Origin of the sequence: Rhodococcus sp. 06-470-2 (genome assembly GCF_002258235.1) — a bacterium.
Classification (GTDB): domain Bacteria; phylum Actinomycetota; class Actinomycetes; order Mycobacteriales; family Mycobacteriaceae; genus Rhodococcoides.
Window position 1 is genome coordinate 131,133 of sequence record NZ_NOYB01000036.1, and the last position, 18,899, is coordinate 150,031.

19 protein-coding genes are annotated in these 18,899 nt (G+C 65.0%); 10 read left to right on the plus strand and 9 right to left on the minus strand.

Annotated features, from left to right (window positions below):
- Positions 1–9: 9 nt before the first annotated feature.
- The 6 genes from CH276_RS19895 to CH276_RS19920 form a co-directional block, all read right to left on the minus strand.
- On the minus strand, positions 10–2,187 hold the full coding sequence (locus tag CH276_RS19895; protein ID WP_094630902.1) for an AAA family ATPase: 2,178 nt from the start codon (positions 2,185–2,187) through the stop codon (positions 10–12).
- Positions 2,188–2,245: 58 nt separating this feature from the next.
- Positions 2,246–3,100 (minus strand): CDP-alcohol phosphatidyltransferase family protein, encoded by an 855-nt coding sequence (locus CH276_RS19900; RefSeq protein WP_032394133.1) that lies wholly within the window; start codon positions 3,098–3,100, stop codon positions 2,246–2,248.
- Between the two features lie 8 nt (positions 3,101–3,108).
- Positions 3,109–3,825: a phosphatidylserine decarboxylase gene (locus tag CH276_RS19905; RefSeq protein ID WP_094630900.1), complete on the minus strand. Its 717-nt coding sequence runs from the start codon at positions 3,823–3,825 to the stop codon at positions 3,109–3,111.
- Positions 3,826–3,959: 134 nt separating this feature from the next.
- Entirely contained in the window at positions 3,960–4,229 is a 270-nt protein-coding gene (locus CH276_RS19910; protein ID WP_045198755.1) for a GlsB/YeaQ/YmgE family stress response membrane protein, read from the minus strand.
- Positions 4,230–4,317: 88 nt separating this feature from the next.
- On the minus strand, positions 4,318–4,782 hold the full coding sequence (locus CH276_RS19915; protein ID WP_094631000.1) for an SRPBCC family protein: 465 nt from the start codon (positions 4,780–4,782) through the stop codon (positions 4,318–4,320).
- Between the two features lie 194 nt (positions 4,783–4,976).
- On the minus strand, positions 4,977–5,771 hold the full coding sequence (locus CH276_RS19920; RefSeq protein WP_441344228.1) for a DUF1206 domain-containing protein: 795 nt from the start codon (positions 5,769–5,771) through the stop codon (positions 4,977–4,979).
- A 198-nt stretch (positions 5,772–5,969) separates the two neighbouring features.
- Here CH276_RS19920 and CH276_RS28760 point away from each other — a divergent pair, with 198 nt between their 5' ends.
- The 7 genes from CH276_RS28760 (at position 5,970) to CH276_RS19950 (ending at position 11,397) form a co-directional block, all read left to right on the plus strand.
- On the plus strand, positions 5,970–6,107 hold the full coding sequence (locus CH276_RS28760) for a hypothetical protein (protein WP_176460599.1): 138 nt from the start codon (positions 5,970–5,972) through the stop codon (positions 6,105–6,107).
- A gap of 88 nt (positions 6,108–6,195) precedes the next feature.
- Positions 6,196–7,851 carry an FAD-dependent oxidoreductase gene (locus CH276_RS19925; RefSeq protein ID WP_094630897.1) on the plus strand — a complete coding sequence of 552 codons (1,656 nt, stop codon included), beginning with the start codon at positions 6,196–6,198 and terminating at the stop codon, positions 7,849–7,851.
- The gene (locus CH276_RS19930) at positions 7,848–9,350 is read left to right on the plus strand and encodes an ATP-binding protein (protein WP_094630895.1); all 1,503 of its coding nucleotides are present in this window, start codon (positions 7,848–7,850) and stop codon (positions 9,348–9,350) included. The genes CH276_RS19925 and CH276_RS19930 overlap by 4 nt, the downstream gene beginning before the upstream one ends.
- Entirely contained in the window at positions 9,347–9,691 is a 345-nt protein-coding gene (locus tag CH276_RS19935) for a UBP-type zinc finger domain-containing protein (RefSeq protein WP_094630894.1), read from the plus strand. Before CH276_RS19930 ends, CH276_RS19935 begins: the two co-directional genes overlap by 4 nt.
- Positions 9,688–10,107 carry a DUF1801 domain-containing protein gene (locus CH276_RS19940; protein WP_094630892.1) on the plus strand — a complete coding sequence of 140 codons (420 nt, stop codon included), beginning with the start codon at positions 9,688–9,690 and terminating at the stop codon, positions 10,105–10,107. Before CH276_RS19935 ends, CH276_RS19940 begins: the two co-directional genes overlap by 4 nt.
- A complete protein-coding gene (locus CH276_RS19945) occupies positions 10,104–10,781 on the plus strand; it encodes a GOLPH3/VPS74 family protein (RefSeq protein WP_032393786.1) in 678 nt (225 codons plus the stop codon). The genes CH276_RS19940 and CH276_RS19945 overlap by 4 nt, the downstream gene beginning before the upstream one ends.
- Positions 10,782–10,791: 10 nt before the next feature.
- On the plus strand, positions 10,792–11,397 hold the full coding sequence (locus tag CH276_RS19950; protein WP_094630891.1) for a DJ-1/PfpI family protein: 606 nt from the start codon (positions 10,792–10,794) through the stop codon (positions 11,395–11,397).
- Here CH276_RS19950 and CH276_RS19955 read toward each other — a convergent pair.
- A complete protein-coding gene (locus CH276_RS19955; protein ID WP_045198769.1) occupies positions 11,377–11,724 on the minus strand; it encodes a DoxX family protein in 348 nt (115 codons plus the stop codon). The two genes, CH276_RS19950 and CH276_RS19955, sit on opposite strands and share 21 nt — an antisense overlap.
- Before the next feature lie 79 nt (positions 11,725–11,803).
- Between CH276_RS19955 and CH276_RS19960 the strand changes: the two genes are divergently transcribed.
- The gene (locus CH276_RS19960) at positions 11,804–12,133 is read left to right on the plus strand and encodes a winged helix-turn-helix transcriptional regulator (RefSeq protein ID WP_032393789.1); all 330 of its coding nucleotides are present in this window, start codon (positions 11,804–11,806) and stop codon (positions 12,131–12,133) included.
- Between the two features lie 42 nt (positions 12,134–12,175).
- Here the strand turns inward: CH276_RS19960 and CH276_RS19965 are convergent, their stop codons facing one another.
- The gene (locus CH276_RS19965) at positions 12,176–14,035 is read right to left on the minus strand and encodes a BCCT family transporter (RefSeq protein ID WP_176459346.1); all 1,860 of its coding nucleotides are present in this window, start codon (positions 14,033–14,035) and stop codon (positions 12,176–12,178) included.
- 244 nt (positions 14,036–14,279) lie between these two features.
- Between CH276_RS19965 and CH276_RS19970 the strand changes: the two genes are divergently transcribed.
- Positions 14,280–15,194 (plus strand): serine/threonine-protein kinase, encoded by a 915-nt coding sequence (locus CH276_RS19970; protein ID WP_094630889.1) that lies wholly within the window; start codon positions 14,280–14,282, stop codon positions 15,192–15,194.
- Positions 15,195–15,249: 55 nt separating this feature from the next.
- Here CH276_RS19970 and CH276_RS19975 read toward each other — a convergent pair whose 3' ends face one another.
- Complete coding sequence (locus tag CH276_RS19975; RefSeq protein WP_032393792.1) at positions 15,250–16,731, minus strand: amino acid permease; 1,482 nt, start codon at positions 16,729–16,731, stop codon at positions 15,250–15,252.
- Between the two features lie 407 nt (positions 16,732–17,138).
- Between CH276_RS19975 and groL the strand changes: the two genes are divergently transcribed.
- Positions 17,139–18,764 (plus strand): chaperonin GroEL, encoded by a 1,626-nt coding sequence (gene groL, locus CH276_RS19980; protein ID WP_008713461.1) that lies wholly within the window; start codon positions 17,139–17,141, stop codon positions 18,762–18,764.
- Positions 18,765–18,899 lie beyond the last annotated feature (135 nt).

The following is an 18,899-nucleotide window of genomic DNA, read 5'->3' on the forward strand; positions in this document are numbered from 1 at the left end:
AGTTTCCGTTCACGACCCGTAGGCCCGCAGATGCGCCACCTGCTCGGGATCGAGTGACGGCTTCACCGTCGCCCGAGCGGCGGCGACATCGGCGGCGGTGACGTCGGCCGCATCCATCGACCGACGCATCGCCGTCAACGCGGCCTCACGCAGCAAGGCCGCGCAGTCGGCCGCGGAGTAGCCGTCGAGATCGCGCGCCAGCGACTCCAGATCCACGTCCTCGGCGAGCGGGATCGATTTGCCCGACGCCTTCAGGATCTCAACGCGGGCATCGGAATCCGGCGGCGGCACGAACACCAGGCGCTCGAGGCGGCCGGGGCGCAACAGGGCGGGATCGATCAGATCGGGTCGGTTGGTCGCCCCGAGCACGACGACGTCGCGCAACGGTTCGACGCCGTCGAGCTCGGTCAGCAGCGCCGCGACCACCCGGTCGCCGACGCCGGAATCCGAGCTCTGGCCGCGTCGGGGGACGAGCGCGTCCACCTCGTCCAGGAAGATCAGCGAGGGAGCGGAATCGCGTGCACGCTGAAACAGTTCTCGCACAGCCTTTTCCGAGGATCCCACCCACTTGTCCATCAGTTCCGCGCCCTTGACCGAGTGCACGCTGAGCTGCCCGGAACTGGCCAGCGCCCGCACGAGGAACGTCTTGCCGCAGCCGGGCGGGCCATACAGTAGAACTCCGCGCGGCGGCTCGATTCCCAAGCGCGCGAACGAATCCGGATGACGCAGCGGCCACAGCACCGCCTCGGTGAGTGCCTGCTTGGTCTCCACCATGTCGCCGACGTCGTCGAGCGTGAGACTGCCGATGGCCAGTTCTTCGCTACCCGATCGCGAGAGTGGACGGATCACCTGAAGAGCGCCCACCAGATCGTCCTGCGTCAACGAGGCCGCGGCCGAATCGTTCGATGCGCGAGCCGCCGCCCGCAGTGCCGCCTCCCGCGTCAGTGCGGCCAGATCGGCGACCACGAAACCCGGTGTCCGTGAAGCTATCTCGGTCAGATCGACGTCGCCCTGCGGAACCTTGCGCAGCAGATGCTCCAACAATCCCTTGCGGCCCGACGCGTCGGGCAGGGTGATGGTGAGCTCCCGATCGCACAGGTCCTGACCGCGCAGCCGGGGATCTGTTGCCTCCGGATGAGCCGTCGTCGCGATCAGGGCAAGACCGGGAGTGTCGACGGCCCGGCGCAATACGTCCAGGACGAACGTGGACGCAGGCTCGGGAACGGAGGGCAGCAACGCGTCGACGTCGGTGATCAGCAGAACCCCGGAGCCGGCGAGTTCGTCGACCGCCGCGGTGACCCGATCCACCCGAGCCGAGGCCTCGAGCGCGCCGATCGACGGTCCGTCCAGCACGACGCATGCGCGTTCTCCGATGACCGCGCGCGCCAACGTCGCCTTACCGACCCCGCCCGGTCCGGTGATCAACACTCCCAGATGCGGCGATGCGCCCAGCGTCGCCAACAACTCCGACTCGTCCAACGCCAGCCGTAGCCACTCGGTGAGTTTCGACTGTTGGACGCTCACTCCCACCAGATCCGCCGCGCTCACCGGTGGTGCTGCGGACTTCGGCGCGGGACGCGACGCGGCCTGCGGCTGTGCAGCGGTGACGGTGCCCGAGCCCCACCCGACCGCCGAATTGGGCTGCACACTCACCGGCCCACCCGACGGGTCGACGGCCGAGACCGTCAACAGCTCGGTCGTCCACGCAACCCCGAACGTTCTCGACAGCGCCTGCGTCGCCGATGTGGTCGAGGTGCCGGGTCCGAGATCGCGGGGGAGGAGCGAGACCGTGTCGCCCACCGTCAGCACCTTGCCCAGCAACGCTTGGCGCAGGGTGGCGTCGGAGATGGAACCGGTGGCGAGCGCGGAGCCTGTCACCGTGACGGTTCTGGCTCCGTAGACGGTGACGGGTCCGACTGCGACAGAAGCATTTTCGCGAAGGCCGGTGTTGGAGAGCGTGACGTCGTCCAGAAGTGCGGTGCCCTGGGGTGATCCGTCGGGTGCCGCCGCGACGACGGCGGCCGTGCGACGAGAACCGATGAGCGACACGGCATCCCACTCTCGCAGGCCCAGCGCCGCGAGAACTTCCGGATGCAGGCGCACGACGCCGCGTCGGGCATCGGCGGCCGAGGTGTTGAGGCGGGCGGTGAGAACGAGCTCAGGCGTCGTCGAGCGAGATTCGGTCACACACCCAACCTACTGGGGTCGTTCCGCAGGCTCCACTCCCTGCAGTAGCGGCGAGACACTAGCTGCGAGGTCGACGCAGTCCCAGACGAGCCTGCGACCGGCGATTGTTGCCCGGTGCGCGTCGGATGGCCCGACGCTCTGCGCGGCGCTCGGCCGGCTTGGCGTCCCAGGTGTACGGGCGCGCGGCAGTCCAGCGTTGCGAGCGCACCGCGAACGGGATGTGCACCAGGTAGGCCAGCACCAAGCCCATCAGCAGGATCAGCGGGAAGGTGATGAGCGCGGCGGCGAGCAGCGCGACGAGCACCAGCAGGATCGCGGCGAGCCGCGGCGGCACCGAGACCGTCTTGAGCGCCAACGTGGGGATGCGGCTGACGATCAGACCGGCGGTGAGGATCGACCACCCGGCGACGACGTAGAACGAGGCCCACCAGCCGTCGCCGAATTGCTCGAAGCCCGCGATCGGTGCCATGGCGATGAGCGCTCCGGCGGGAGCGGGAACTCCGGTGAAGTACTCGCGGGCGTAGGCAGGCGTGTCGTCCTCGTCGAGCAGAGTGTTGAAGCGCGCGAGGCGGAGCACGATGCTCACGGCGTAGACCAGTGCGACGATCCAGCCGCCGCTGCTGCCCTCGAGCAGTGTCACGTACAGCACCAGAGCCGGGGCCACACCGAACGAGATGGCGTCGGACAGCGAGTCCAGTTCGGCACCGATCTTGCTGGTGGCGTCGAGCAGTCGAGCGATGCGGCCGTCCAACGCGTCGAGTATCGCAGCGGCACCGATCATGGCGAGCGCAGTGCCGAGCTGCCCGTCGAGGGCGAACTTGACCGCGGACAGGCCCGAGCACAGCGCGAGAATCGTGACGACGGATGGGAGCAGACGGATGGCAGCAGGCGGCTTGGCGCGTCTGGTGATCATGTCGGTTTCTACTGTGGAAGCTCGGCGAGGACCGTCTCGGCGCCGACGGCGCGTTGACCGCGTTCGACCAGCAGTGTGGTGCCCGCGGGGAAGTAGGTGTCGACGCGGGAACCGAATCGGATCAGGCCGTACGTGTCGCCGATCGACAGGGCGTCGCCCACCTTGGCGTTGTTGATGATGCGTCGAGCAATGAGACCGGCGATCTGCACGACGGCGACGTCCTGACCGGAGTCGGTCCTGATGTGCATGCTGTTGCGCTCGTTGACCTCGCTGGCCTCGGCAAGGTCTGCGGACTTGAACTGGCCTCGGCGATGCACGACCTCCACCACTCGACCGGCGACGGGAACGCGCTGGACGTGCACGTCGAGGACCGAGAGGAAGATGCTCACGCGCGGAACCGGCTGCGAGCCCAGGTCGAGCTCGGCGGGCGGGACGGCGGTGTCGACGAGGGTGACCAGGCCGTCGGCGGGAGCGACGACGACGCCGGGGCGGTTCGGTGGCACCCGCGACGGGTGGCGGAAGAAGGTGGCGCAGGCTCCGGCGGCGACGAGGCCGGCGTTGCGAACCCACTTGGATCGGCGGCCGAGAACGGCGACGGCGAGCGGACCACCGACGAACGGCAGGCCTGCGGGGTGGAGCGGTGGAACCGTTTCACGGACCAGGTCGACGATGTGAGCCGCTCCGGTGCGGGGCGGTTGACCAATCGGGGCGGGACGGCGTGCCACGGTCTCCTCTAACTTTTCGTCGGACAGGGTGTCGGCAGGTCGTGATGCCGGAAGCAATCGAGGCGTGAAAGCACGACTGCCGAGGCCCTCACAGCGTACGTGAGGTGCCCCGGCAGTCGGGAGCTGCGAGTCGATCAGACGCGGCTGCGACCTGTCACGAGCTTGACCAGGAACAGCAGGATGACTGCGCCCAGGATGCAGGTGATGAAGCTGAAGATCAGTCCGCCACCTTCGACGTCGACGCCGAATACCTTCAGCAGGTATCCGCCGATGAGGCCACCGATGACGCCGACGACGATGTTCAGGATGATGCCCATCTGAGCATCCGTCTTCATGATCTTGCTGCCGATCCACCCTGCGAGTCCGCCGATGATGATCCAGCCGATGAATCCGAGACCCAACATGTGTTGCCCCCACTTTCCGTTCGTGTCGTTTGCTTGTCGAAACGTCGGATGCCCGAGGGAAACAAACCTGAAACCTTCCTGAGAAGAATTATTTTTTTCCCAGCTTCTCGCTCTCGACTTTGATGCGGCGCAGGGTGCTGTTCATACCCTCGACCAGTTCGACGTCGAACTCGTCGATGCCGCCGAGGACACGCTTGACCAGCAACGACGACACCGCCGACGTGCCGCTGGGTGCCTCCCGCTTCTCGACCACGGTCGTTCCGGTCGCAGTCGGTGTGAGGGTGTAGGACCAGATCGTCTTGTTCTCGACGACGCGGAACGCGAGTTCACGGTTGGGCTCGAAGGTGACGACCTTGGAGGTCGTGGGCCAGACGAGCATCCCCTTGCGATTGACGTTGAGCGTCTTGGTGCCCTTGCCGACCGGTCCGCCGAAGACCTTCATCATCTTGCACTGCGGGCTCCACTCACCCATGCGCTGCAGGTCCGAGACGATGGACCATACGGTCTCGGGGCTCGCGGCGATGTCGATCGTGGCTTCGAGAGTCTTGCTCAACGTGGGCCTCCTGGTAGTGAGTAGATGCAACTGAATGTCACACTCAATCGTGCGCATCCTATGTGTCAACGGACACAATCGACCACGTAGGTGAGCAGAAATTCGTAGCCCACTACGAAGTACCGCTCACCTGGGGTCGTTCCGCAGGCTCCACTCCCGCTCACCTGGGGTCGTTCCGCAGGCACCACTCCCGCTCACATGCGAGCGAACCGAGCCAGTACGAAGGCATAGAGCCCGTAGAGCGCGATGCCCACTCCGGCGAGGATCAGCAGAACCTGACCGTAGGGCTGTGAGCCGAGGGTCTTGAGGGCACCGTCGATGCCGGTGGCCTTCGACGGATCGGACTGCACAACGGCCACCACGACGAGGAGTCCGGCTCCGACGAGGGCAGTGCCCTTCGCGGCGTATCCGGCGATGCCGAGTTTGACGACGGCCCCGCTCTGGTGGCCTTCGAGATCGTCGAGGAAGTTCTTCGAAACGCCCTTGTAGACGTGGTATCCGCCGACGCCGATGACGACCAGCGCGACAGCAATGAGCACGAGCTTGCCGCCGCCGGATTCCATCAATCGCGCCGACCAGCCGGCGTTCTGCTGCCCGCTCGACTTGCCCGAGCCGGTAGCGAAGCCGTAGGTCGAGAAAGCGAACGCGATGTAGACGACGGCCAGCGCGGCAGCCTTGAGACGGTCCATCGCACTGCCTGCGTCGGCGTCGGACTTCTTGCCGACGATCGCTTCGACGATGCGCCACAGCGCCAGCGCCACGAATGCGACCACCGCCACCCAGAGCGCAATCCTCCCGCCGGGCTTGTCGGCCAATTCGGCGAGTGCACCGGACTGGTCTGCATTACCTGCCTGGCCGAATGCCAACCGAACCGCGATGTATCCGATCAGAATGTGCAGCACTCCGCTGACGAAGTGGCCGGCTCGCGCTGCTTTCTCGAATGCTCGGTTGTTCTGTACGGAACTGGCCACATTTCCCGACGTGTTCACTATCGTTCCCCGATCAGTAGATTGGGGCTCTCGTTTACCCCGAGCGAGGACCGAGGAAACTGTCTCGAGCTGCGAAACGCCGCACGAGATCCCACCGAGGCGTTAACACCGGGCGGACACTGATCGATGTAGCAAGCGGAGTGTCGGGACCAACGAAGAAATTGTTCGGAGTGATCCACCGTGAAATTACAGTCGATAATGCGTCGTACCAGCAGAGATCTCCCGCTGTTGAAGACCGCCAGGATGAGCGGCAGCCCACGCACCTGGCCCGCCGAGAAGCTCGAACGACTCCTCACCCCGCAGGAGCTCGATCTGATCAGGCGCGGCCGAATCTGACCCCACTGATTCCAGGACTGCTTGCCTCCCATTCGGGGCGACGCGGTGGCATGCTCATGTCGTTGGTGAGCACCAGTTCTGGAGGGTCATGAAACCGGTCATTCTCAGCGTCGACGACGATCCAGGGGTTTCACGTTCGGTCGCCCGCGACCTGCGCCGCCGCTACGGCGAGCAGTACCGCATCGTGCGTGCGGAGTCCGGTTCCGGGGCGCTCGACGCGCTGAAGGAACTCGCGCTGCGCGGCACCCCGGTCGCCATACTGTTGGCCGACTATCGGATGCCGCAGATGAGCGGCATGGAATTTCTCGAGCAGGCCATGGACATCTTCCCGACGGCCAGGCGCATCCTTCTGACCGCGTACGCGGACACCGACGCCGCGATCGACGCGATCAACGTCATCGACCTCGACTACTACCTGCTCAAGCCGTGGGATCCCCCCGAGGAGAAGCTCTATCCCGTGCTCGACGCTCAACTCGAGGCCTGGTGTGCCTACGACCATCGGGCCGTCGAGGACACCAAGATCATCGGCCACCGTTGGTCCGCGCGCTCGTCGGAGATCCGCGAGTTCCTCGCTCGCAATCAGCTGCCGTATCGCTGGTACATGTCCGACGAGTCCGAGGGTGCCCGGCTGCTGGCGGCCGCGGGCGTGGACGACAGCCGGTTGCCGGTGGTCATCACCACCGAGGGCGATGCGCTGATCGAACCGTCCGATGCCGAACTCGGCAATCGGCTCGGGTTGACGGTGTCGCCGTCCGAGGAGTTCTACGACCTGGTCGTCATCGGCGGCGGACCGGCGGGACTGGGAGCTGCGCTCTACGGTGCGTCGGAGGGTCTGCGGACGACCCTGATCGAGCGGACCGCAACCGGCGGCCAGGCCGGTCAGAGTTCGCGCATCGAGAACTACCTGGGCTTTCCCGACGGGGTGTCGGGTGCACAGCTGGCCGAGCGGGCACGGCGGCAGGCGCTCAAGTTCGGTGCCGAGGTGGTCACCACCAAGGACGTCGTCGGCCTGGAGACCAACGGTGCCGCGCGCACCGTACGGTTCGCCGACGGCCGCAGCATCAGCGCACAGACGATCATCCTGTCCACCGGCGTCGCCTATCGCAGGCTGGACGCACCGGGAATCGACGACTTCACCGGACGCGGCGTGTTCTATGGATCGGCGATGACCGAGGCGGCGCGCTGTGCGGAGCAGGACGTCTACATCGTCGGCGGCGCGAACTCGGCCGGGCAGGCGGCGGTGTATCTCTCGCGCGGGGCCAAGTCGGTGACCATTCTGATCAGAGCGTCTTCCCTCGAAGCGTCGATGTCGTACTACCTCATCAAACAGATCGAAGAGAATCCGAAGATCAGCGTTCGGCCGTGCACCGAGGTCGCGGGCGTGTCGGGCGACGGTCACCTCGAGTCGATCACGCTGCGGAACCGGGCAACCGACGAGACGACGACCGTCGACGCGCAGTATCTGTTCCTGTTCATCGGGGCGGCGCCGCGCACCGAGTGGCTCGACGGGGTACTGGTGCGGGACGACCATGGATTCGTGGTCACCGGGCCGGATCTCGTCACCGATGGACGTGGACCTGCCGGGTGGACGCCGACTCGCCTGCCGCATCACCTCGAGACGAGTGTGCCCGGCGTCTTCGCAGCCGGTGACGTTCGATCCGACTCGGCCAAACGCGTCGCGTCGGCAGTGGGAGAGGGAGCAATGGCCGTGATGTTGGTGCACAGATATCTGGCGAACCCGTGAGCGCGCAGGAGCGGAGCCCGCGGAGTGACCAGAGTGGGCTTGCGTGTGATCCGGAGGAGTTGCGGACTCTGTTCTTGTTCGAGCATCTCTCCGACTCGCAGCTGGCGGAGTTGTGTCGGGACGGACGCATCGAAACGATCGAACCCGGGCCGGTGTACGCGGAGGGCGATCCGGCGACGTGTTTCTACGTGTTGATGGACGGTGCCGTCGTGCTCTCCAAGCTCTCGGGCGGGGAGGATCTGGTGGTCAACCGGACCTCCCAGCGGGGGGTGTACGCGGGTGCCTGGCAGGCGTACCTGGGTGATCGGGTGCCGCAGACGTACCAGGGTTCGATGCGGGTGACCGAGCGCTCGCGGTTCTTCGTGCTCGACGCCGAGTGCTTCGCGTCCATCGTGCGGGAATGGTTCCCGATGGCGCTGCACCTGCTCGAGGGTCTGTTCTTCGGCAATCAGAACACCAAGCAGATAGTGGAACAACGAGAACGCCTGTTGGCGTTGGGTTCTCTGTCTGCCGGGTTGACGCACGAGCTGAACAATCCGGCAGCTGCTGCGGTGCGGGCGACGTCGGCGTTGCGGAATCGGGTGGCGCACATGCGGCAGAAGTTGGCGATGATCGCCGGCGGCACTCTCGATCGCGGCAGCATGGCGCATCTGGTCGGACTGCAGAACGAGGCCGTGGAGTTGGTGGCCAAGGCTCCGAAGCTGACCGCGATGGAGGCGTCGGACCGCGAGGACGAACTCGGAGAATGGTTCGAGGACAAGGGTATCGGTGACGGTTGGGATCTGGCTCCGACGTTCGTCTCGGCCGGTCTGGATGTGCCGTGGCTCGACAAGGTTGCTGCGACGGTGGACGATCCGACGATGCTGGAGGGTGCGATCCGGTGGCTCAACTACACCGTCGAAACCGAGCTGTTGATGAACGAGATCGCGGATTCGACCACGCGCATCTCCACGCTCGTCGGTGCAGCGAAACAGTATTCGCAGATGGACCGCGCGCCGTACCAGACCGTCGACGTGCGGGAATTGCTCGACAGCACTTTGATCATGTTGGGCCGCAAGATCGGTGACGAGATTCGGGTGGTGAAGGACTACGACCCCGCGGTTCCGCCCATCCCGGTCTACGCAGCCGAACTCAACCAGGTGTGGACGAACCTGATCGACAATGCCGTGCAGGCGATGGCAGGCGCGGGAGTGGAGCCTGCAGGAACGACCCCGAAAGAGAAGGGGGTGTTGACGGTGCGGACATCGTTGGACGAGGATCAGGTTCAGATCGAGATCTGTGATACCGGACCCGGTGTGCCGCAGGAGATTCGGTCGCGGATCTTCGAGCCGTTCTTCACCACCAAACCGGTCGGCGAAGGTACGGGTCTCGGTCTGGACATCTCGTGGCGGATCGTGGTGAAGAAGCACCAGGGTGATCTGCGAGTGGTGTCCGAACCGGGCGACACACGGTTCATCGTTCGGCTGCCCGTCGACCCGGCCACAGAGGAGGCAACATGACCATCGAAGGCATCGACCCGAAGGTCCCACCGTCGGGCCCGGGCTGTGTGGAGTGCACGCAAACGCAAGGGTGGTGGGTGCATCTGCGTCGGTGCGCGCAGTGCGGCCATATCGGGTGTTGCGATTCCTCACCGTCGCAGCACGCCAGTAAGCATGCGGAGTCCACCCGGCACCAGTTCGTGCGCAGTTACGAGTCCGGCGAGGACTGGTTCTACAACTATGCCGACGAGCAGATGTACGACGGCCCCGAACTGGCTCCGCCGCAACATCATCCGCTCGATCAGACGGTGCCCGGGCCGCGTGAGCGGGTGCCGTCGAACTGGCAGGCCCTGATCAATTGAACGAGAACCTGACTCGACCCACCGATGTACCGGCCGAGGATTTTCTGGCCGCTGTCGAACATCCGGTTCGCCGCGCGGACGGTCTCGCCCTGGCCGAGATGATGGGTCGGGTGACCGGGCAGCCGGCGGTGATGTGGGGGCCGACGATGGTGGGTTTCGGTGCCTACCGTTACACGACGGGCAGTGGCCGTCGGGGCGAGAGTCTCGTCGTGGGGTTCTCCCCACGTAAGGCGAATCTGTCGGTGTACGGCGCGACGTACGCCCCGCAATCGGATTCACTGCTCGAACGCTTGGGCAAGCACAAGCGAGGCGCAGGTTGCCTGTACGTGAACAAGCTCGCCGATGTGGACATAGCGATTCTCGAGCAACTGGTGGCTCACAACTACGCGTACATCCTGGGTAGCCTCGCGTCATGACCTTGATCGCAGAGGACCTCCTGTTGCTGTTGCTCGACGACGACTCGGGCAAGCCGCTGGCCGACAGCACGAAGTTACCGCGGGTGCTGGCAGGTGCCCTGGTGGTCGAGCTCGCGATGGGTGGGTCGTTGCGCATCACCGGCCCCGGCGAGCAGACGAAGAAAGATCACGTGGTCGTCGCAGGAGCGCCCCCCGCCGATGGCCTGCTGCGTCGAGTGTTCGATCTCGTGGCATCGGCGTCGCGGCCGATGAAGCCGCAGAAGGTGATCGAGAAGTCGCAGAAGAATCTGTCGAAGGAGTTGATTGCTCGGTTGGTGGCCCAGGGTTTCGTCGCCGAGAACAAGGCCAAGGTATTGGGGCTGTTCCCGACCACGACGTGGCCTGCTCGTGACACCTCGCACGAGAAGGGGTTGAGAGATTCCCTACGCGGCGCGCTCGTCGACGGGACGACGCCGTCGCCCCACACGGCTGCGCTGATCTCGTTGATCTCGGCGGTGGACCTGACGCACAAGGTGATAGTGGATGCGGACAAGAAGCTGCTGAAACAGAGGGCGAAGCAGGTCGCCGAGGGGGAATGGGCAGGCGCGGCTGTGCGCAAGGCCGTCTCGGATGTGAACGCTGCGGTGATGGCCGCGGTGATGGTGCCCGTCATCGTGTCGACCACGAGCAGCTGAAAGTCAGGGTATGAGCAGAAGCGTTGCAATTGTCTTGTTCGACGATGTCGAGGTACTCGACGCGTGCGGGCCGTTCGAGGTGTTCTCGGTGGCGAATCGAGTGGCCGACCGTGCCGGGAGTGCACGACCTTTCGAGGTGAGTCTCGTGGGGATCGATGACAGGCCGGTCGTCGCCAGGGGTGGAATGAGGATCGGGGTGGACACCACGATCGACGATCCGCGGGGGTACGACGTCGTCCTGGTTCCCGGAGGTGTCGTCGACGCCCTCGAGGCGAACGGCCGAGTGCTGGAGTGGTTGCAGCGCACTCGGCCCGGTGCGGAGTTGGTCGCGTCGGTATGCACCGGTGCGTTCGTGCTCGCCGCAGCGGATTTGCTCGACACACGCCCGGTCACCACGCACTGGGAGGATCTGGAGCAACTGTCCGCTCGATGGCCTGCGCTCGTCGTCCACGAGGCCGTTCGATACATCGACCACGGCGATCTGGCGACCTCGGCGGGTATCAGCGCCGGTCTCGATCTGGCGTTGCACCTGGTCGCGCGGTGGGCGGGAGCGGATCATGCTCTCGCCACCGCGAGCCAGATGGATTACGACTGGTCAGGCGCTGAGCACCCGTAGCACCAGCGCGACGATCGCGAACACGGCCAGTCCGGCGGCGGGTGCGAATTCCTTGTCCTTGGCGCGAAGGTGGGCGGCAACGGCTCCGACGAAGTAGAGGATGACGCCGACCGCGGCTGCGACGCCGATGGGCCAGACGGCCAATCCGACCAGCAGGCCGACGGCTCCGAGGATTTCGACGTAGGCGAGCCAGGGGATCTTGTCGGCGGGGACGCCGACCTGTTCGAGCATGGGGATGACGGAGGGATTCTTCGTCAGTTTCCCGATGGCGGAGAACGTGAGCGCGACGGCGAGCAGAACCGAGACGACGACGGTTGCGATGAACATGAGCCCTTCTTTCATATCCGAGGCCACTAGTAATTCAGAAGCAGCAAGGCGGACTGTAGCACCTCGGTAAGGTGGACGTATGGTCACCAGCGAGCAGCCTCACGACCCTCGTGCCTGCGACGGGGCGCTGACCAAAGCCTTCGGCTTCCTCGGCAAGAGATGGAACGGAATTCTTCTCGCGACGCTGATGAACGGGCCGATGGGGTTCTCGGACCTTCGCCGCGCGGTCGGTGGCATCAGTGACTCGGTGTTGTCGGAGCGACTGGGCGAACTCGGCAAGGCAGGCCTGGTGACGCGCACCGTCGACGACGGGCCACCCATCTCCGTCGGCTACAGCCTGACGACGTCCGGAGAGGCGCTGCTGCCGTCGTTGGAGGCTCTGACCGACTGGGCTTCGAAAAACCTCTGACCCCCGCGACGGCGTCGCGAGGGCCAGAGGTGGATCGATCGGTCAGTCGGTGTGGTTGCTGTCCTTCTGGCCCTCGGCCGAGTCGGCGAATTCCTGCGTGTCGAAGACTTCGCCGCCGAGTGGGTCGACCGGAGCATTGTCTCCGGAGTACTCGACCGCCCCGGTTTCGGGATGAACCTCGAGCTGTTCGTTGGGCACCTCGTGCACTGCCAGTACGACGGTCCCGTTGCGAGCGGGCGCCGTGAGGCCCTCGCGTGACGGGGTCAGGCCGGAGAACGTGCTCGAGATGCCTGCCGCCGCCCTCTTGCGCGTTGTCGACCCAGCTGGGTCCGGCTCCTTGTCCGCGACCTCCGGCGTTGCGGTCACGCGCACGTACCGCGGGGTGGTGGCGACGTCGTAGCGGAAGGCCTTGAGCATCGACACGCAGGCGAGCACCAGAATGATCGAGAACGGCACGGCCGTGGCTATCGACATCGTTTGCAGCGCCGTCAACGACCCTGTTCCGCCGATGAGGAGCAGAACCGTCGCCGCCACGCCTTCGAGAATCGACCAGTACACGCGGGTGATCTTCGGCGGTTCGAGGTCGCCGCCGGTGGAGAGGATGTCGATGACCAGCGAGCCGGAGTCGGAGGATGTCACGAAGAAGAACACGATGACGAAGATCGCCAGCACGCTGCTGATCGTCGCCAAAGGCAACGTGTCGAGCAGCTGGAACAGGCTCGTGTTGGTGTCGACGGCACCGTCGACCAACAGGTCGCCGTTCTCACGCTGACGCAGGATGCCGGCATCACCGAAGATCGTGAACCACAGGGATCCGATGATCGTCGGTGCCAGCAGCACTCCGAACACGAATTCGCGGATGGTGCGTCCGCGGGAGATACGCGCGATGAACATGCCGACGAACGGTGCCCAGCTCATCCACCAGCCCCAGTAGAAGATGGTCCAGTCGCCGGTCCAGCCGTCGTCGGAGAACGGTGATGTGCGCAGCATCAACTCCGGCAATGCCTGGATGTAGCCGCCGAGGTTCTGCACCCAGGACTGCATGAGAAACAGGCTCGGTCCGGCAATCAGAACGAAGACGGCCAGAGCTGCGGCCATCCCCATGTTGATGTTGGAGAGCCACTTGAGTCCTCGTGAGACGCCGGACACGACGGAAAACGTCGCGAGACCGGTGACTCCGGCGATGATGATGACCGTCACCCAGTTGTTGGTATCGACCCAACCCAGGTATTCGAGGCCGGCCGAGATCTGTTGCACACCGAATCCGAGCGAGGTGGCAACGCCGAACAATGTGCCGACGATGGCGACGGCGTCGATCGCGTGGCCGATGCCACCCTCGATGCGCTTGCGCCCCAAAAGCGGCTCGAGCAGCCAACGTACCGACAGCGGGCGTCCCTTGCGGTACGTCATGTACGCCAGTCCGAGGCCGACCACGACGTAGATTGCCCAGGCGTGCAGGCCCCAGTGGAAGAGGGTGAGCTCCATCGCCTGTCGTGCAGCGGGGTCGGTGCTACCGGGAACGCCGCCCGCCTCGGGTGGCGTCACGTAGTGCGAGAGCGGCTCGGCGACGCCGTAGAACACCAGGCCGATGCCCATGCCTGCGCTGAACAGCATGGCGAACCACGAGAGGACGCCGAACTCGGGCTTCTCGTCGTCGCGACCGAGGCGAATGTTTCCGACCTTGCTCAAGCCGCAGTACAGCGCGAAGAGCACGAATCCGGTGGTCGCCAGGATGTACCACCACCCGACACCGGCTGTGATGGCCGAATTGAGTCGATCGAACGCATCTGCGGCGGTTCCGGCGTAGATCACCGAGAAGGCGATCATGGCGAAGATGACGATCGACGCGGGAACGAAGACGGGCTTGAGCAGGCCGCCCCACGCTTCTTTTACTGCTTTCACTTACTTGACTTCCTTACAACTCGAGTCACCGTAATCGGCTGACCGTTATCGGTTTGCCGTTCTTTTTCTCTTGTTTCGGTCAAGTACCGGTAATCACCATAAACGACATCGGCGCTGGTGGCGAAACTGCCGAGTCGCCTCGAGCCCCGGAACGGACTACAGTTCTGTCGATGCTGCGGACGTGTCCGATCGTGTCAACCGTCGGTTACGGCGGCGCGAGTAGGCCTGTGCGGCAGGCGATTCCATGACGGTGCGATTGCAGCCGGGTTCGGAGTTCGCGGGATTTCGGGTGCAGCGCCGCCTCGGTGTCGGGGGCATGAGCGAGGTGTATCTGGTTCTCGGACGCGGCCACGATCGGCTCGAGGCCCTCAAGGTCCTGGACCGGGACGCGTCTCGATCGCCGAGGTTGCGCAACAAGTTTCGGATGGAAGCCGCCGTAGCCGCGCAACTGGTGCACCCGAACATCGTGTCGGTGCACGAGCACGGTGAGTTCGAGCACCAATTGTGGATGTCGATGCACTACGTGGACGGCTACAGCGCCGCGCGGCTGGTCGCCCGCGGACAGATCGCTCTCGACGTGTCCCGGGCGACGCGCATCGTCGCCGAGGTGGCCAAGGGACTCGACTACGCCCACTCGCAGGGCGTCGTGCATCGGGACGTCAAGCCGGCCAACATCCTCGTCTCCACCGAGCGAATCGACGGCTACGAGCAGGTGATGTTGTCCGACTGGGGAATTGCACGCCTACTGGGGGATGCGACTCCGCTCGCTGCGGGTGGGACGGTGATGGCATCCATCCCGTACGCGGCACCGGAACTGCTGCGCGGGGGAGTGCTCAGTGCGCAGACCGACGTCTACGGTCTGGGGGCCACGCTCGTCGAACTGGCAACTGGCCGGACGCCGTATCCGCTGGCCACGCCGTTGGCCATCACCGCTGCACACCTCACGGCCGAGCCGCCGTCGGTGACACGGCGTCGACGCTCGTTGCCTCGGGGCCTCGACGCCGTGGTCGCACGCGCGCTGGCGAAGGACCCGGCGGATCGCTTCCGAACCTGCGCCGAGCTCAGCGATGCGGTGGCGGCAGCAGTGAAAGCGGGAGTTCCGGAACCGCCGCCGCGCCGATCGCCGTTCAGCCGATCGCGCTGGCTCAAGTTTTCCTGACCGCGACACGACGAAGGCCCCACACCGAGTCGGTGTGGGGCCTTCGCTCACGGGTTCACTCCTCCGGATCGACCGGACGGTTCGCCACCACCGGGTACTGACCGGTGTAGCCGAGGCGTTCCTCGGCGACGGCGAGCACCTTGGTGCGCACCAGGAACCAGCCGCCGATCAGCGCGGGGATGATGACCACCAGGGTGGCGATGGTCCAGCTGCCGATCGGGGCGTCGAACGCCATCAGCACCAGTACGCCGAACAGGAACACCAGGGTTGCGTAGCTGGTGTACGGCGCACCGAACAACCGGAACTTGGGCCGTTCGAGGATGCCCTTCTTGGACCAGCGGAACAGCTGTATCTGGCACAGCACGATGGTCGCCCAGCTGGCGATGATGCCGAGCGCGGACATGTTCAGCACGATCTCGAAGGCCTCGCCCGGGGCGATCGCGTTGAGGGCGACGCCGAACAGCGTGATGAAGCAGGTGAGCAGGATGCCGCCGAACGGTACGCCGCCCTTGGTCATCTTCTTGGTGAACTCCGGCGCGCTGCCGTTCATCGCCATCGAGCGCAGAATGCGGCCCGTCGAGTACAGCCCGGCGTTCAGGCTCGACAACGCGGCGGTGAGCACCACGATGTTCATGATGGTGCCCGCGCCGCCCAGGCCGATGCTCGAGAAGAACGTCACGAACGGCGACGTCCCGGCCTGGTACGCGGTGTACGGCATCAGCACGGCCAGCAACACCAGCGAGCCGACGTAGAACAGTGCGATACGAGCGATGACCGAGTTGATCGCCCGCGGCATGATCTTCTCCGGGTTCTCGGTCTCACCCGCAGCCGTCCCCACCAATTCCACTGCGGCATAGGCGAACACGACACCCGAGATCACGATCACCAGTGGCCATGCTCCGGACGGGAACAAGCCGCCGTTGTCGGTGATGAGGTTGATACCCGGCACCTCGGTGCCCACCGGAATGCGTCCGGCGAGGAACACGATGCCCACGATGAGGAAGGTCACCAGCGCGACGACCTTGATCATCGCCGCCCAGAATTCCATCTCACCGAACCAGCGGACCGAGACGAGATTGATGGACATGACGATGACGAGGGCGATCAGTGCGATGACCCACTGCGGGATCACCTCGAAGCTGCCCCAGTAGTGCATGTACGTCGCGATGGCCGTGACGTCGACGATGGCCGTCATCGCCCAGTTGAGGAAGTACATCCAGCCCGCGACGAACGCAGCCTTCTCGCCGAAGAACTCGCGCGCGTAGGACACGAAGCTGCCCGACGACGGGCGATGCAGGACCAGCTCGCCGAGTGCACGCAGGATGAAGAAGACGAAGATGCCGCACAGGGCGTAGGCGAGAAACAGGCCGGGGCCGGCACTGGCGAGGCGTCCGCCCGCGCCGAGGAACAGGCCGGTGCCGATTGCGCCGCCGATCGCGATCATCTGCAACTGACGAGGTTTGAGGCCCTTGTGGTAGCCCTCCTCCTCGTGATCCATCGCCGAATTGTCGTACGAGGTGTCGACCGTATCGGACATGTTTCGATCCTTACTGTCGCTTTTGTGGGGGTATGTCCGAATTGAAATGACGTGAAAACTACTGTCCCAGAACGATATTAGCGTTCGGCGTTCGTGCGGAAGATGCCGAATGTTAACAATGGCCACGGATGTGAACAGTGTGTGAAGGGCCCGTGCAAAGGTGAGCATCTGCTCGCGACAGCCGCCGCGCGGTGGCGTCGGGCACGGGGGTGGCGGTGGTTCGCTCCCGGCGGACGACCTTGCACTCGCCATGGTCGAGTGCTAGAAATGCAGTTGGCACTCTCGACACGTGAGTGCCAGGTCGGGACACGGTGAGGCCGGGGAATCAACGACACCCCTGGTCGTCCGTCGCGGGCACCGAGCTCGGCCAGCAATGTGTCACCCCCAATCCGGAGGATCACTTCGCAATGGCCAAGATCATCGCGTTCGACGAAGAGGCACGCCGTGGCCTCGAGCGAGGCCTCAATGCCCTCGCCGACGCAGTAAAGGTGACGTTGGGCCCCAAGGGTCGCAACGTCGTACTCGAGAAGAAGTGGGGAGCTCCCACGATCACCAACGATGGTGTTTCCATCGCCAAGGAGATCGAGCTCGAAGATCCCTACGAGAAGATCGGTGCCGAGCTCGTCAAGGAGGTCGCCAAGAAGACCGACGACGTCGCAGGCGACGGCACCACCACCGCTACCGTTCTCGCTCAGGCACTCGTCCGTGAAGGCCTGCGCAACGTCGCAGCCGGCGCGAACCCGCTCGGCCTCAAGCGCGGCATCGAGAAGGCTGTTGCAGCCGTCACCGAGTCGCTGCTCGCGTCCGCCAAGGAGATCGACACCAAGGAGCAGATCGCTGCTACCGCTGGCATCTCCGCAGGCGACCCGTCCATCGGCGAGCTCATCGCCGAGGCCATGGACAAGGTCGGCAAGGAAGGCGTCATCACGGTCGAGGAGTCCAACACCTTCGGCCTGCAGCTCGAGCTCACCGAGGGCATGCGCTTCGACAAGGGCTACATTTCGGCGTACTTCGCCACCGATGCAGAGCGTCAGGAAGCCGTCCTCGAAGACGCGTACATCCTGCTCGTCAGCTCCAAGATCAGCACCGTCAAGGACCTGCTGCCCCTGCTGGAGAAGGTCATCCAGTCCGGCAAGCCGCTCGTCATCATCGCCGAGGACGTCGAGGGCGAAGCTCTCTCCACCCTCGTGGTGAACAAGATCCGTGGCACCTTCAAGTCCGTGGCCGTCAAGGCTCCCGGATTCGGTGACCGCCGCAAGGCTCAGCTCGCCGACATCGCCATCCTCACGGGCGGCGAGGTCATCAGCGAAGAGGTCGGCCTCTCCCTGGAGACCGCCGGACTCGAGCTGCTCGGTCAGGCACGCAAGGTCGTCATCACCAAGGACGAGACCACCATCGTCGAGGGTTCGGGAGATTCCGACGCCATCGCCGGTCGCGTCAACCAGATCCGCGCCGAGATCGAGAACTCCGATTCCGACTACGACCGCGAGAAGCTGCAGGAGCGCCTGGCCAAGCTGGCCGGTGGCGTTGCAGTCATCAAGGCCGGAGCGGCAACCGAGGTCGAGCTCAAGGAGCGCAAGCACCGCATCGAAGATGCCGTGCGCAACGCCAAGGCAGCCGTCGAAGAAGGCATCGTCGCCGGTGGCGGCGTGGCACTGCTCCAGGCAGCGCCCGCACTCGACAACCTCAAGCTCGACGGTGACGAGGCAACCGGCGTGAACATCGTTCGCGTCGCGCTGTCCGCTCCGCTCAAGCAGATCGCATTCAACGCAGGCCTCGAGCCCGGCGTCGTTGCGGACAAGGTCTCCAACCTGCCCGCCGGTCACGGCCTCAACGCCGCGACCAACGAGTACGAGGACCTGCTCGCTGCAGGCATCAACGACCCGGTCAAGGTCACCCGCTCGGCACTGCAGAACGCAGCGTCCATCGCGGCTCTGTTCCTCACCACCGAGGCCGTCGTCGCCGACAAGCCCGAGAAGGCCGGAGCGCCCGCAGGCGATCCGACCGGTGGCATGGGCGGCATGGACTTCTGAGTCCAGCCACTCGCTGAAAAGGCCCGACTCCGCTCTGGCGGGTTCTAACGATCCCCGCAACACCCTCGATTTGAGGGAGTTGCGGGGATCGTGGCATGTGCTGGGTTGAAGGTGCGGTTTTTCGAGGCGTTGGAC

Excerpts from the sequence above, each read along its gene's own strand:
- CH276_RS19935 (WP_094630894.1), top strand. The coding sequence starts at position 9,347 with ATGACCATCGAAGGCATCGACCCGAAGGTCCCACCGTCGGGCCCGGGC.
- CH276_RS19910 (WP_045198755.1), bottom strand. The coding sequence starts at position 4,229 with ATGTTGGGTCTCGGATTCATCGGCTGGATCATCATCGGCGGACTCGCA.
- CH276_RS28760 (WP_176460599.1), top strand. The coding sequence starts at position 5,970 with ATGCGTCGTACCAGCAGAGATCTCCCGCTGTTGAAGACCGCCAGGATG.
- CH276_RS19945 (WP_032393786.1), top strand. The coding sequence starts at position 10,104 with ATGACCTTGATCGCAGAGGACCTCCTGTTGCTGTTGCTCGACGACGAC.
- CH276_RS19970 (WP_094630889.1), top strand. The coding sequence starts at position 14,280 with ATGACGGTGCGATTGCAGCCGGGTTCGGAGTTCGCGGGATTTCGGGTG.
- groL (WP_008713461.1), top strand. The coding sequence starts at position 17,139 with ATGGCCAAGATCATCGCGTTCGACGAAGAGGCACGCCGTGGCCTCGAG.
- CH276_RS19960 (WP_032393789.1), top strand. The coding sequence starts at position 11,804 with ATGGTCACCAGCGAGCAGCCTCACGACCCTCGTGCCTGCGACGGGGCG.
- CH276_RS19925 (WP_094630897.1), top strand. The coding sequence starts at position 6,196 with ATGAAACCGGTCATTCTCAGCGTCGACGACGATCCAGGGGTTTCACGT.
- CH276_RS19975 (WP_032393792.1), bottom strand. The coding sequence starts at position 16,731 with ATGTCCGATACGGTCGACACCTCGTACGACAATTCGGCGATGGATCAC.
- CH276_RS19900 (WP_032394133.1), bottom strand. The coding sequence starts at position 3,100 with ATGATCACCAGACGCGCCAAGCCGCCTGCTGCCATCCGTCTGCTCCCA.
- CH276_RS19950 (WP_094630891.1), top strand. The coding sequence starts at position 10,792 with ATGAGCAGAAGCGTTGCAATTGTCTTGTTCGACGATGTCGAGGTACTC.
- CH276_RS19955 (WP_045198769.1), bottom strand. The coding sequence starts at position 11,724 with ATGTTCATCGCAACCGTCGTCGTCTCGGTTCTGCTCGCCGTCGCGCTC.